This is a genomic window from Amycolatopsis orientalis DSM 43388 (assembly GCF_000411975.1).
Taxonomy (GTDB): Bacteria; Actinomycetota; Actinomycetes; order Mycobacteriales; family Pseudonocardiaceae; genus Amycolatopsis; species Amycolatopsis orientalis_D.
Map to the genome: position 1 here is coordinate 73,906 of NZ_ASXG01000077.1, position 12,331 is coordinate 86,236.

Here is a 12,331-nt window from a genome sequence, read left to right on the forward strand (position 1 = left end):
CTTTCCAAGTCCTCGCGAGAGGCAAGGCCCCTTTAGCTCAGTCGGCAGAGCGTCTCCATGGTAAGGAGAAGGTCTACGGTTCGATTCCGTAAAGGGGCTCGCGAGTCGGCGAGCTATGTCCGCAAAAAACGCGGACCTGGCTCGCTTCGCGGCGTCCATCTGGGGGTCGAACCCCCAGACCCCCGCCAGGAGGGGCTTCGCCCCCCTGGACCCCCCGGCCGGGGTTAAGTTGGCTTGTGGGTTGCGCGGGGTGGGTGTCTGAGTGGGGCGGTGTAGCTCAGTTGGCAGAGCAAGCGGCTCATAATCGCTGTGTCGCCGGTTCAAGTCCGGCCACCGCTACGCGGTAACGACGGGGCTGGCCCCCGGATCTGAGAGAGAAGGAAACGCTGTGGCTGCCACCGACGTGCGACCCAAGATCACGCTGGCGTGCGAGGAGTGCAAGCACCGCAACTACATCACCAAGAAGAACCGGCGCAACAACCCGGATCGCCTGGAGATGAAGAAGTTCTGCCCGAACTGCGGTACGCACCGGACTCACAAAGAGACCCGCTGACGCAGGCGGTCTTTTACCAGCTTCGAAAAGCCGCCCCGGCACTCGCCGGGGCGGCTTTTCGCTGTCTACTGGCCGGTTCAGGCACCGGCGCGGGGCAGGCGCCGGGTTCGGTTAGCCTCTTCGCGTGCCTTTGGACCAGTCGTTCACCGGGCGGGAGTACCCGTCGGACAGCAAGTACTACGTGAGCCGGGAGAAGATCCGCGAGTTCGCCGACGCGATCGACGACCCGAACCCGATGTACCGGGACCCGGAGGCGGCCCGCGCGGCCGGCCACCCGGACGTGCTCGCGCCGCCCACCTTCCTGACCATCCTCAACCTGCCGAAGATCAACGGCATCGTGTCCGACCCCGCGCTCGGCCTCGACTACTCCAGGATGGTCCACGGCGACCAGGGCTTCCGCTACGAACGCCCGGTGCACGCCGGCGACGAGCTGGAAATCTCGGCCACGATCGAGTCGATCATGGCCAGGGCGGGCAACGACTTCATCAACCTCCGCGCGGAAATCACCGACGCGGACGGCCAACTCGTGTGCACGACGCGGGCGCAGCTCGTGGTTCGGGGGGCGGAAGCGTGAACGTCGGCGACGAACTGCCTCCGCTGGAGGTCCGCATCACCCGCGCGCAGCTGGTCCGCTACGCCGGGGCCTCGCTCGATTTCAACCCGATCCACTGGAACGAGACCTTCGCGACCAAGGTCGGCCTCCCGGACGTGATCGCGCACGGCATGCTCACGATGGCGCTGTCCGGCCGCATCGTCACCGACTGGCTCGGCGACCCGGCCCGCCTCGTGGACTTCAGCACGCGCTTCACCCGCCCGGTCGTGGTCCCGGACAACGACGAGGGCGCACTGGTCGAGGTGACCGGCAAGGTCGGCGCCCTGACCGACGACGGGCTCGCGCGGATCGACCTGACCGTGAAGTTCGAGGGCAAGACCGTCCTGGGCAAACCGCAGGCCCTCGTCCGTCCCTGACCCGCTCCGGCCTCTGCTCGGCCAAAGGTCCGTGAAGGGCTCCTTGAGGGAATCAGATTCCCTCAAGGAGCCCTTCACGGACCGCGGCACCACGTGGCGGGCCGGTCGGCAAGGGTGGGCATTACCCGGGTGTCTCAGTGCACCCCGAGCACCGACTCCACCACGCCAGCCATTCCTGCCTCGCCCCGCGCGTTCGGGTGCAGGGCGGCGGCGGAGGACGTCGGAACCACCCCTTCGACCCACTTGACGTCCGAATTCGCGCAGACGTCGTGCCCCTTGCTCGGCTCGGCAGTGTCCGCGAAACCGGCGTCGTGCGACTTGGCCTGATCAGACAGAGCGTCGTTGAGCTTGCCGAGCGCGTCCCGCAGGTACGCCACATCGCCGGAACCGAGCGGCAGGACCGGCCAGCAGCCGTCGCCGTCCGGGAGGACCGTCGGGTAGCCGACGACCATCACGCGTGCCTTCGGGGCCTTCTGGTGGATCTGGTCGAGCGCGGTGCCGACCTTCTTCGCTGTCGCGCTGATCCGGTCGGCCAGCTCGTCCTTGCCGCCCGCGGTGAGCCGGTCCTTGCACGGCGACGCGCTCTGGTGGGCGGTCACGCAGGTCTGCGCCAGTGAGATGAACCCCACATCGTTGCCGCCGATGCCCAGGGTGACGAGCGTCGTGTCCGCGGTGACCGAGTCGAACTGCGGCGGGTTCGAGCCGGTGCGGGTGGACTGCGCGTCGGTCAAGTCGTCCGTCGTCGCGCCGCTGCAGCTGACGTCCACGAACTTCGCCGGCTTCAGCTTCGCCGAGACCAGGTGCGGATAGTTGTTGTCCGATCGCGCGCATCCGGCCGGCGAGCCGGCTTGCTTCCCGGTGCGCGGTGCCGACGTGTACGAGTCGCCGAGCGCGACGTACCGGCCGGTGCCGCCGCCGGTGTCCGCGCCGGACGGCGGTGCGGACGACGAGTCGTGCTTCGACTTGTAGTAGCCGACGGCCAGCAGCGCCCCCACGACGACCAGGACGAGCAACCCGCATCCACCGCTTTTGTTTGCCCCCACCCGACCGTTCTACCGGTCCGGCCCGTCGCCGACGACCCGCTTACGGGTGATCACGCAAAGACAGCGGTGTGCAGTTCGCCGGCCAGTTCCAGCGCGTGCGGCACGGTTTCGGCCACGTAGTGCAGATCGACCAGTGCCTCGGTGATGCCGTCGGCTTCGGCGGCCTTCAGCTGGGCCGCGACGTCCTCGACGGTCGCGGTGGCCGAACCCGGCGTCGGGTTGATCCGCAGCACCCGCCGCAGCGACTCCGGATCCCGTCCGGCCTTCTCCGCGGATTCGACCGCCACCGTCCACTTCTTCCGCAGCAGCGGGATCGGGAGCCCGGCGGGCAGCCAGCCGTCGGCGATCCGGCCGACGCGCCGCAGCGCCGCGTCCGACACTCCGCCCAGCAGCACCGGAGGACCGGGCTGCTGCAGCGGACGCAGGCCGATCAGCGAGTCCGGGATGTCCCAGCGCTCGCTCTGGTGCCCGGCCGGGTCCGCGGTCCAGAGCGTCCGCAGCACCTCGACCAGTTCGGCCAGCCGCGCGCCGCGGTGCTCCCACGGCACGCCGGCGGCGGTGTACTCGTCGCGGAGCCAGCTGAGCCCGAGGCCGACGTCGAGCCTGCCGCCGGACAGCAGGTCCAGCGACGTCAGGGACCGCGCCAGCAGCACCGGGGAGTAGAGCGGGCCGTTGAGGGTGCTCGACCCCAGCCGCGCGGTCTCCGTCGAGTTCGCCGCGATGGTGAGCGCCAGCAGCGGATCGACGAAGCGGACGAACTCCGGCGGGTACGGCTGTTCGGGGGTGCCGGACGGGTAATAGGTCTTCGGGGCGACCGGGGTCAGAACCCGGTCGCCGACCCACAGCGAGGCGAAGCCGATGCGCTCGGCTTCGGTGGCGAAGCCGGCGATGGCGGAGGGGTCGGCGAGCTTGCCGTACTGCGGCAAAGCGAGCCCAAGCCGGAAGGTGGTCACCGATGCTCCTTGATCAGAGTTTCGCTTGCGGGTCAACGAAGATCATCTTCCGGCGGGCCGGACTTGGCTTCCTGGCGGGGAAATCCGCGGGTGCGGAAGCGATTTCGCTTGCCGTGCCGGTGATCCGGAGCGGTCGGGAGACCGGGCAGGGCGGCGGCCGCTGACGGCTTCGCGATTAATCGGATAACGGGGCACGCGCCTATATTCGCACGATCGGGTGGTCTTCGCCGCGCACGCCGGAGCGGGGTCCGAAGGCCCCGGAGCGACCCCCTCCGGGCCGCCGCGGCACCGTCGAGGGGGCTGGGTTGCAAGGCGTCATCCGGCTTGCCGTAGACTTCGGAACTCGGAACGCACTACGGTCATCCCCGCCGGATGGTGGGGACGATAGAGTGCGTCCTCCGGAGCCAGGGTGACCCGGCTCCACAGGGGTGTAGCTCAATTGGCAGAGCAGCGGTCTCCAAAACCGCAGGTTGCAGGTTCAAGTCCTGTCACCCCTGCGTACGGGAACTGGTGGAGCGGAGGAGTGGTCGTGAGCGACAGCGACGCCAGCGGCGAGCACGAGCAGGACGATTCGGGCAAGCAGCCCGGAGTCGAATCCCGCCCGGTGTCCGCCGCGGCTCGGCGCGAACGCCGCGCTTCCGCTCGGCCGGCAGGCAAGTCCGAGGCACGGCCGGGCTCGACCCGTCCGTCCGGCAAGGCGGGCGACAAGGTCGCGAAGCCCGCCGACGCCAAGGGCGCGCCCACCCCCAAACGGGACCGGAAGCCCAAGAAGGCCTCGCTGTTCGCCCGGTTCACGCGGTTCATCCGCGAGGTCTGGGCCGAACTGCGGAAGGTCATCTGGCCCAACCGCAAGCAGATGGTCACCTACACCGCGGTCGTGCTGGTGTTCGTGGTGTTCATGGTGGCCCTCGTGAGCGGCCTCGATCTTGGCTTCAAGGAGCTGGTCGGGCTGGTCTTCGGCTGACGCCCGACGGGCGCGCCACCGCGCTGGCCGGGCCCCGGTCCGGCCCGGCAAGCGATCAACTGAGAGGACGGAACGTGACCTCCGACAACGGCACCGAAGCCGGTCGCGACCTGACCGAGCTTTCCGACGAGCAGGTGCAGGCGGCGCCCGGCGACGAGGAGTCCGCCGACGCCGTCGAGGTGCCCGTCGCCGAGGACGAGGTCGCCGCCGAAGAAGCCTCCGCCGAGGACGACGCGGACGACGCCGAAGCCGACGTGACCGAACCCGCCCCCGAGGCGGACGACCCGGTCGCCGCGCTGCGCGCCGAGCTCAAGGCCGCGCCGGGCGAGTGGTACGTCGTGCACTCGTACGCCGGTTACGAGAACAAGGTCAAGACCAACCTCGAGACGCGTACCCAGACCCTGGACGTCGAGGACTACATCTTCCAGATCGAGGTCCCGACCGAAGAGGTCACCGAGATCAAGAACGGCCAGCGCAAGCAGGTGCAGCGCAAGGTGCTGCCCGGCTACATCCTGGTCCGGATGGACCTCAACGACCAGTCGTGGAGCGCGGTCCGCAACACCCCGGGCGTCACCGGGTTCGTCGGGGCCACCTCGCGGCCGTCGCCGCTGACCGTGGACGAGGTGCTGAAGTTCCTCGCCCCGCAGGTCGAGAAGGAAGCCCCGGCCAAGGCGGCCAAGGGCGGCGAATCCGCCGCGGCCGCGCCGTCCGGTGCGCCCGCCGTCGAGGTCGACTTCGAGGTCGGCGAGTCGGTCACCGTCATGGACGGCCCGTTCGCCACGCTGCCCGCCACGATCTCCGAGGTCAACGTCGACGGGCAGAAGCTGAAGGTCCTGGTGTCGATCTTCGGCCGGGAAACCCCGGTCGAGCTCTCGTTCAGCCAGGTCTCCAAGATCTGACGGCCGGGCCATCCCGGTCGGCAGTCCCCGCGTACTGGCAGGTGTGCGGGGGACTCACGTCAGTTAAGAAGGACACAAGGTAATGCCACCCAAGAAGAAGAAGCTTGCGGCGATCATCAAGCTGCAGATCAAGGCGGGTGCGGCCAACCCCGCGCCGCCGGTCGGCCCGGCGCTGGGCCAGCACGGCGTCAACATCATGGAGTTCTGCAAGGCCTACAACGCCGCGACCGAGTCGCAGCGCGGGGACGTCGTCCCGGTCGAGATCTCCGTGTACGAAGACCGGTCGTTCGACTTCAAGCTGAAGACGCCGCCGGCCGCCAAGCTGCTGCTCAAGGCCGCGGGCGTGGAGAAGGGCTCCGGCGAGCCGCACAAGACCAAGGTCGCCAAGGTCACCTGGGACCAGGTCCGCGAGATCGCGAAGACCAAGGAGACCGACCTCAACGCGCACGACATCGACCAGGCCGCGAAGATCATCGCCGGCACCGCCCGCTCCATGGGCATCACTGTGGAGTAATTGCCTCGACTTTCGTTGAGGCGGCGCGATTTCGCGCTAGCTCGAGTGGGAGAGCCATGTGCTGGCTCTGCAACACCACACTGATCCACCTGACTTAAGGACAGAAGCATGACCAAGCACAGCAAGGCCTACCGCCAGGCCGCGGAGCTGATCGACAAGGCGCGCCTCTACGCGCCGCTCGAGGCCGTGAAGCTGGCGAAGGAGACCTCCAAGACGAAGATGGACGCGACCGTCGAGGTCGCGATGCGTCTCGGGGTCGACCCGCGCAAGGCCGACCAGATGGTCCGCGGCACCGTGAACCTGCCGCACGGCACCGGTAAGACCGCCCGCGTCATCGTTTTCGCCGTCGGCGACAAGGCCGCTGAGGCCGAAGCCGCCGGCGCGGACGCGGTCGGCACCGACGAACTGATCGAGCGCATCCAGGGTGGCTGGCTCGACTTCGACGCCGCGATCGCGACGCCGGACCAGATGGCCAAGGTGGGCCGCATCGCCCGCATCCTCGGCCCGCGCGGCCTCATGCCGAACCCGAAGACCGGCACGGTGACCCCCGCGGTCGAGAAGGCCGTGAAGGACATCAAGGGCGGCAAGATCAACTTCCGCGTCGACAAGCAGGCGAACCTGCACCTCGTGATCGGCAAGGCGTCGTTCGACACCGAGAAGCTGGTGGAGAACTACGCGGCCGCGCTGGACGAGATCCTGCGCGCCAAGCCGTCGTCGGCGAAGGGCCGTTACGTCAAGAAGGTCACCTTCACCACGACGATGGGCCCGGGCATCCCGGTCGACCCGGCGCGGACCCGCAACCTCCTGAGCGAGGAAGCGACGGTCTGAGTCGCACATCACGCGAAAGGGTGGTCACGCTTCGTGCGTGACCACCCTTTTTTCGTGTCTCATGGACGTATGCCAACGACGTTCCTCGCCCCCGACGGGCTCCAGCTGAGCTACACGGTCTGGGAGGGCGACGGACGGCACCGGCGGCCCGTCGTGCTCCAGCACGGCTTCGCCGCCGATTCCCAGGTGAACTGGGTCAACCCCGGGATCGTGGACGCACTGGTCAAGGCCGGGTTCACGGTGATCGCGCTGGACGCGCGCGGGCACGGCGCGTCGGAGAAGCCGCACGACCCGGCGGCCTACGGCGAGGACATCATGGCCGCGGACCTGACCGCGCTGTTCGACGAACTCGGCCTGGACGAGGTGTGCCTGGCGGGGTACTCGATGGGCGCGATCGTGTCGCTGCTGGTGGCCACGCGCGACCGGCGAGTCCGCTGCCTCGCGGTCGGCGGCGTCGGCGCGGGAATCGTGGACTTCGGCGGGGTCGACGCCCGGGTGATCAACCGGAGCCAGATCGCGGACGGACTGCTGGCCGAAGACCGGTCGCAGGTGCCCTCGGCGGCCCGCCCGTTCCGCAGGTTGGCCCGCCGCGCAGGCGCGGACGTGGAGGCACTGGCCGCGGTCATGCACGCGACCCCGCACGGCCCGATGCGGCTGACGAACCTGTCGGCGGCGACGCTGATCCTGGCCGGAGAGTCGGACGAACTGGCGACGCAGCCGGAACGCCTGGCAGCGGGAATCGCGGGCGCGAGGCTGGTGCGGGTGCCGGGAAACCACATGGAAGCGGTGGCGCACCCGGCGTTCGCGGCGGCGTTGGTGGACTTCTTCGCGTACTCGGACACGGGGGAGACCCGGCTGCCGATCAGCTCGCCTGCCTGAGCAATCAGCCCGGGGCGGAGGTCGCCGTCGGCGCGGGGCACTTCTCGGGTCCGCGTTGATGTCCGACGATCAGCCACTGTCCTTTGTCGACCTGCTTGACGGTGAAGTCGCCGAGCGCCGGACCGCCGGTGATGGCGAAGTCGCACGACTTGATCACCACGTTTTCGCCCGGCGGCCAACCGGAACGCTTCGAGATCGACTCGGCATAGGCGTCGACCGAACCGGGCGCGCGGTCGAGCCGGTCGTGCAAGCCCTGGACCGCGGCGGCGCAGTCCGAGAAACCGAGATCGGTCGCGAACTTCAGTTGCGTGGCCTGGTCGAACAGACCGCAGACGTGGTCGACCATGCTCCTCTGCCCGGGACCGTGCTGCGCGATCCCGTCGTAGACGCGGCGGACCGATTCATACGGCGAGGCCGTCGTAAGGATTTGGTTCGTGTGGTAGGTCCCGCCGCCCTCGGCGGCGATCTGGGCGGAGGTTTTGCCGTCGTCGCTGGGGAAGATCTGGTGGTAGCCCCAGTTGACCAGGATGCCGAGGATGACCAGGGCGATCACCCAGCCCAGGATCTTCCCGCCGAGCCGCTTCACCCAGCGCGGCACCGGGCGGCGGTTGCGGGGCGGTTCCTGGTACTCGGTCAGCGCACCCGGCTGGTTCGGCGGGGGAGGCGGCTGTCCACCCGCGAGCGGTTGCCGGTTTCCGGCCGGGACCAGGCCAGCGTCGGGAGCCGGGGCCGGTTCGGCGCCCTGCTGGGACTGGGTGAACCGCAGGTACTCCTGGAATCGCTGGAATTCCTGGAACTGGCGAAGCTGTTCCGGATCCAGCTGAGGCTCGGTCCCGTTCGGCTGGGGCGGGTTCGCCGCGGGCTGGGCGGGGGTTCGCGGCGCGACCTCGCCGCCGCCGGGCTGCGGCAGGGCGGGCGGTTGCGCCGAGGATGCCCCCGAACCGGGAGAGGGGGTTTCTTCCGGCTTTCCGTGATCACGCTGTTCCGCCACGTCACCAATGATGCCCGCTCCGTCGCGATTTCCCGAGACTGCCCCGGTTCTCGCAGCTCAGCCAGGGGGTGCCCGCGAAGGCCGGGGAGGGCTCCCGTATGCTGGTCGACGGTTCTACCAAAGACCGCTGGTTCTCTCCGGATTCCCGGGGAGCGAAGGTTCCGCAGTACGGCGGACGGCCCGCGCAGGAGGAACGAGGCCCTAACCCTAGCCGTTCCGGCTGGGCAACGCCCCGCGTCTTGCTGCGCGTGGGCGTTTTGTCGTTCGGGGGCGCCTCCGTCGAAGCCAGTGGTGACACTAGCCAAGAGAGGAGGCGACCATGGCGAAGCCCGACAAGGTGGCGGCCGTCGCCGAGATCGCGGAGAGCTTCCGCAGCAGCTCGGCCACCGTCGTTACCGAGTACACCGGCCTCTCCGTGACTCAGCTGTCCCAGCTGCGCCGCGCTCTCGGCACCAGTGCCAAGTACCGGGTCGCGAAGAACACCCTCGTCAAGCGTGCCGCTGAGGACGCCGGCCTCGAGGGGATCGAGGACCTGTTCGTCGGCCCGACCGCGATCGCTTTCGTGCACGGCGAGGCAGTCGACGCCGCGAAGGCGCTTCGCGACTTCGCGAAGGAAAACAACGCGCTTGTCATCAAGGGCGGCTACATGGACGGCAAGTCGCTGTCCGTGGACGAGATCACCAAGATCGCCGATCTCGACAGCCGCGAGGTGCTGCTCGCCAAGGCGGCGGGCGCGTTCAAGGCGAAGCTTTCCCAGGCCGCCGCGCTGTTCCAGGCGCCGGCGTCCCAGGTGGCCCGCCTGGCTGCCGCGCTGGAGGAGAAGCAGCGCAACGCCACCGGTACCGAAGCAGCCGAAGCACCCGCCGAGAGCTGAACCACCCCACCCCCGAACGTCTCGTTCGTTTTTCTGAGAGGAAGCCATCATGGCGAAGCTGAGCACCGCCGAGCTGATCGACGCCTTCAAGGAGCTGACCCTTCTTGAGCTGTCCGAGTTCGTGAAGGAATTCGAAGAGGTCTTCGACGTCACCGCCGCCGCCCCGGCCGCCGTCGTGGCCGCCGCCCCGGGTGCCGCCGCCGGTGGCGCCGAGGCCGCTGCCGAGCAGGACGAGTTCGACGTCATCCTCGACTCGGCCGGCGACAAGAAGATCCAGGTCATCAAGGTCGTCCGCGAGGTCGTCTCCGGCCTGGGCCTGAAGGAGGCCAAGGAGCTGGTCGAGGCCGCTCCGAAGGCGCTCCTGGAGAAGGTCGACAAGGAGGCCGCCGACGCCGCCAAGGAGAAGCTCGAGGCCGCCGGCGCCAAGATCACCATCAAGTGATCCCGGGCGCGCAAGCGCCTGCAGCACCACCTCGAAAGGGGCGGACACCCGACTTGGGTGCCCGCCCCTTTCACTGTCCGAGACAAAAAATACGCACAGTCGCCACCTCGGCCCCAGGCGCCCTCGTTCAGGCGAATCAACCCTTTACCCGACGGTCCCGAGTCACCCCCTGTTTGTCGCGTTTCCGCCGGTTAACCCGTCAGGGTGAGGCGCGGTCGGCCATCTGGCTCTGCGCCGGAACGTGACGTGCACTACCGTGCTGCCAGCGGTCGCCGTACTGGATCCCCGGCGCGTGAGACGTGCACGGGGGCTGGCCAGAGAACAAAACTGGTGAGTAACCTGTTCGCGCTCAGCTCGTTGCACCTGGTTGAAGCGGAGTTCGCCGCGCGAGCTCCGCCGCTGCCAGCGGGTGACGGGGCGGCGGTGCGCGACGACGCGGAACAGCTCCTGGAGGTGCGATGGGTGCCGAGGTGGTCATCGAAGGTCTGACGAAGTCCTTCGGAAAGCAGACCATCTGGCGGGACGTGACGCTGACCCTGCCTCCCGGCGAGGTCTCGGCGATGCTCGGCCCGTCCGGAACCGGCAAGTCCGTGTTCCTGAAGTCGATGATCGGCCTGCTCAAGCCGGACCGCGGGCGCTGCGTCATCAACGGCGTCGACATCGTCACCTGCTCCGAGCACAAGCTGTACGAGATCCGGAAGCTCTTCGGCGTCCTCTTCCAGGACGGCGCGCTGTTCGGCTCGATGAACCTCTTCGACAACGTGGCCTTCCCGCTGCGGGAGCACACGAAGAAGTCGGAGACCGAGATCCGCCGGATCGTGTTCGAGAAGCTCGAGATCACCGGTCTCGCCGGCGCGGACAAGAAGCTCCCCGGCGAGATCTCCGGCGGGATGCGCAAGCGCGCCGGCCTCGCCCGCGCGCTCGTGCTCGACCCGGAGATCATCCTGGTCGACGAGCCGGACTCCGGTCTCGACCCGGTCCGCACGACCTACATCTCGCAGCTCTTCCTGGACGTCAACGCCCAGATCGACGCGACGTTCCTGATCGTGTCCCACAACATCAACCTCGCCCGCACGGTGCCGGACAACCTCGGCATGCTGTTCCGCAAGGAACTCGTCATGTTCGGCCCGCGCGAGGTGCTGCTGACCAGCGACGAGCCGGTGGTCGAGCAGTTCCTCAACGGCCGCAAGCTCGGCCCGATCGGGATGTCCGAGGAGAAGGACAGCGCCCAGATGGCCCGCGAGCAGGCCGAGGCCGCCGCCGGGCACGGCGACGTGCTCAACGAGGACGTCCGCGGCGTCGTGCCGCAGATGCAGGTCAGCCCGGGCATGCCGGAGCGGGCCGGGGCGAAGCGCCGGATGGACCGCGTCATGCGGATCCTGCACACGCTCCCGCCGAGCGCGCAGGAGGGGATCATCGAATCCCTGACGCCGGAGCAGCAGCGGTACTACAACGTGCGGCCCAACCCCGGCGCCTTCCACCACCAGCACGGTCCGGAGGACACCCAGCAGCTGCCGCCGGTCAGCGCCCCGGGCCCGGTGCCCGACCAGCACCAGGGACAGCTTCCCGCCGACCAGGTCGCGCGCATTCCGGGCGCGGACGGCCGGTCGCCCCGGCACGGGCAGGGTGGCGCGTGACCACCAGCACGGCCAAGATCCCCGGCTACGGAATGCTGCGGGAGACCGGGAACCTGTTCGCGCTCGGCCTCGACATCATCCGCGGCATCTTCCAGCGCCCGTTCCAGTTCCGCGAGTTCATCCAGCAGGCGTGGTTCGTCGCGAGCGTGACCATCCTGCCGACCGCACTGGTCGCGATCCCGTTCGGCGCGGTCATCTCGCTGCAGTTCGGCGCGCTCGCCCGCCAGCTCGGCGCGCAGTCCTACACCGGTGCCGGTTCGGTGCTGGCGACCGTGCAGCAGGCCAGTCCGCTGGTCACCGCGCTGCTGGTGGCCGGTGCGGGCGGCAGCGCGGTGTGCGCGGACATCGGCGCGCGGACCATCCGCGAGGAGATCGACGCGATGGAGGTGCTGGGCGTCTCCGCGGTCCAGCGGCTGATCGTGCCCCGCACGCTCGCCATGATGCTCGTCGCGCTCCTGCTCAACGGCATGGTCAGCGTCATCGGCGTGCTCGGCGGCTACTTCTTCAACGTCGTGCTCCAGGGCGGCACCCCGGGCGCGTACCTGTCCAGCTTCTCCGCGCTCGCGCAGCTTCCCGACCTCTGGGTCGGCGAGATCAAGGCGCTGATCTTCGGCTTCATCGCCGCGGTCGTGGCGGCTTATCGCGGCCTGCACCCGAGCGGCGGCCCGAAGGGCGTCGGCGACGCGGTGAACCAGTCGGTGGTCATCACGTTCCTGCTGCTCTTCGTCGTGAACTTCGTGATCACGCTGATCTACCTGCAGCTCGTGCCCGGAAAGCTGGACTGA

General features: G+C 68.9%; 15 protein-coding genes and 3 tRNA genes. 15 read left to right on the forward strand and 3 right to left on the reverse strand.

The genetic code is table 11. The annotated features are described in order from the left end of the window. The first annotated feature begins 26 nt into the window (after positions 1 to 26). The 5 genes from L942_RS14475 to L942_RS14495 all read left to right on the forward strand — a co-directional run bounded on the left by L942_RS14475 (position 27) and on the right by L942_RS14495 (position 1,522). Positions 27 to 99 (forward strand) — tRNA-Thr (locus tag L942_RS14475). Between the two features lie 167 nt (positions 100 to 266). After that, positions 267 to 339 (forward strand) — tRNA-Met (locus L942_RS14480). A gap of 49 nt (positions 340 to 388) precedes the next feature. Continuing rightward, complete coding sequence (gene rpmG / locus L942_RS14485) at positions 389 to 553, forward strand: 50S ribosomal protein L33 (protein WP_005152047.1); 165 nt, start codon at positions 389 to 391, stop codon at positions 551 to 553. Between the two features lie 124 nt (positions 554 to 677). Then, a complete protein-coding gene (locus tag L942_RS14490; RefSeq protein ID WP_037360158.1) occupies positions 678 to 1,127 on the forward strand; it encodes a MaoC family dehydratase N-terminal domain-containing protein in 450 nt (149 codons plus the stop codon). Continuing rightward, entirely contained in the window at positions 1,124 to 1,522 is a 399-nt protein-coding gene (locus L942_RS14495) for a MaoC family dehydratase (RefSeq protein ID WP_037360160.1), read from the forward strand. The genes L942_RS14490 and L942_RS14495 overlap by 4 nt, the downstream gene beginning before the upstream one ends. A gap of 134 nt (positions 1,523 to 1,656) precedes the next feature. Here the strand turns inward: L942_RS14495 and L942_RS14500 are convergent, their stop codons facing one another. Next, on the reverse strand, positions 1,657 to 2,565 hold the full coding sequence (locus L942_RS14500) for an SGNH/GDSL hydrolase family protein (RefSeq protein WP_037360162.1): 909 nt from the start codon (positions 2,563 to 2,565) through the stop codon (positions 1,657 to 1,659). 50 nt (positions 2,566 to 2,615) lie between these two features. Continuing rightward, positions 2,616 to 3,518 (reverse strand): TIGR03619 family F420-dependent LLM class oxidoreductase, encoded by a 903-nt coding sequence (locus tag L942_RS14505; protein WP_037360164.1) that lies wholly within the window; start codon positions 3,516 to 3,518, stop codon positions 2,616 to 2,618. A gap of 424 nt (positions 3,519 to 3,942) precedes the next feature. Between L942_RS14505 and L942_RS14510 the strand changes: the two genes are divergently transcribed. From L942_RS14510 to L942_RS14535, 6 genes are all read left to right on the forward strand, one after another. Beyond that, positions 3,943 to 4,015, forward strand: a tRNA-Trp gene (locus L942_RS14510). 32 nt (positions 4,016 to 4,047) lie between these two features. Next, positions 4,048 to 4,482, forward strand: coding sequence for a preprotein translocase subunit SecE (secE, locus tag L942_RS14515; RefSeq protein ID WP_158684464.1), 435 nt, complete (start codon positions 4,048 to 4,050; stop codon positions 4,480 to 4,482). 74 nt (positions 4,483 to 4,556) lie between these two features. Further along, positions 4,557 to 5,381, forward strand: coding sequence for a transcription termination/antitermination protein NusG (gene nusG / locus L942_RS14520; protein WP_037360168.1), 825 nt, complete (start codon positions 4,557 to 4,559; stop codon positions 5,379 to 5,381). Between the two features lie 82 nt (positions 5,382 to 5,463). After that, complete coding sequence (gene rplK, locus L942_RS14525) at positions 5,464 to 5,895, forward strand: 50S ribosomal protein L11 (RefSeq protein ID WP_037360170.1); 432 nt, start codon at positions 5,464 to 5,466, stop codon at positions 5,893 to 5,895. A 108-nt stretch (positions 5,896 to 6,003) separates the two neighbouring features. Beyond that, positions 6,004 to 6,723, forward strand: coding sequence for a 50S ribosomal protein L1 (gene rplA / locus L942_RS14530; RefSeq protein WP_037360173.1), 720 nt, complete (start codon positions 6,004 to 6,006; stop codon positions 6,721 to 6,723). A gap of 69 nt (positions 6,724 to 6,792) precedes the next feature. Continuing rightward, positions 6,793 to 7,602: an alpha/beta fold hydrolase gene (locus L942_RS14535; RefSeq protein WP_037360175.1), complete on the forward strand. Its 810-nt coding sequence runs from the start codon at positions 6,793 to 6,795 to the stop codon at positions 7,600 to 7,602. Positions 7,603 to 7,606: 4 nt separating this feature from the next. On the opposite strand, the gene L942_RS14540 is transcribed toward L942_RS14535, so the two are convergent. Continuing rightward, entirely contained in the window at positions 7,607 to 8,593 is a 987-nt protein-coding gene (locus L942_RS14540; protein WP_037360178.1) for a hypothetical protein, read from the reverse strand. 319 nt (positions 8,594 to 8,912) lie between these two features. Between L942_RS14540 and rplJ the strand changes: the two genes are divergently transcribed. The 4 genes from rplJ to L942_RS14560 all read left to right on the forward strand — a co-directional run bounded on the left by rplJ (position 8,913) and on the right by L942_RS14560 (position 12,331). Next, complete coding sequence (gene rplJ / locus L942_RS14545) at positions 8,913 to 9,467, forward strand: 50S ribosomal protein L10 (RefSeq protein ID WP_037360180.1); 555 nt, start codon at positions 8,913 to 8,915, stop codon at positions 9,465 to 9,467. 49 nt (positions 9,468 to 9,516) lie between these two features. Then, complete coding sequence (gene rplL, locus L942_RS14550) at positions 9,517 to 9,909, forward strand: 50S ribosomal protein L7/L12 (RefSeq protein ID WP_009072216.1); 393 nt, start codon at positions 9,517 to 9,519, stop codon at positions 9,907 to 9,909. Between the two features lie 458 nt (positions 9,910 to 10,367). Further along, positions 10,368 to 11,546 (forward strand): ABC transporter ATP-binding protein, encoded by a 1,179-nt coding sequence (locus L942_RS14555; protein ID WP_037360182.1) that lies wholly within the window; start codon positions 10,368 to 10,370, stop codon positions 11,544 to 11,546. Between the two features lie 32 nt (positions 11,547 to 11,578). After that, positions 11,579 to 12,331: an MlaE family ABC transporter permease gene (locus L942_RS14560; RefSeq protein ID WP_051165981.1), complete on the forward strand. Its 753-nt coding sequence runs from the start codon at positions 11,579 to 11,581 to the stop codon at positions 12,329 to 12,331.

Bases quoted from the DNA above. Each gene is read 5' to 3' on its own strand.
- L942_RS14555 (WP_037360182.1), top strand. From the start codon at position 10,368: ATGGGTGCCGAGGTGGTCATCGAAGGTCTGACGAAGTCCTTCGGAAAG.
- L942_RS14560 (WP_051165981.1), top strand. From the start codon at position 11,579: ATGCTGCGGGAGACCGGGAACCTGTTCGCGCTCGGCCTCGACATCATC.
- rplJ (WP_037360180.1), top strand. From the start codon at position 8,913: ATGGCGAAGCCCGACAAGGTGGCGGCCGTCGCCGAGATCGCGGAGAGC.
- L942_RS14535 (WP_037360175.1), top strand. From the start codon at position 6,793: ATGCCAACGACGTTCCTCGCCCCCGACGGGCTCCAGCTGAGCTACACG.
- rplK (WP_037360170.1), top strand. From the start codon at position 5,464: ATGCCACCCAAGAAGAAGAAGCTTGCGGCGATCATCAAGCTGCAGATC.
- rplL (WP_009072216.1), top strand. From the start codon at position 9,517: ATGGCGAAGCTGAGCACCGCCGAGCTGATCGACGCCTTCAAGGAGCTG.
- rplA (WP_037360173.1), top strand. From the start codon at position 6,004: ATGACCAAGCACAGCAAGGCCTACCGCCAGGCCGCGGAGCTGATCGAC.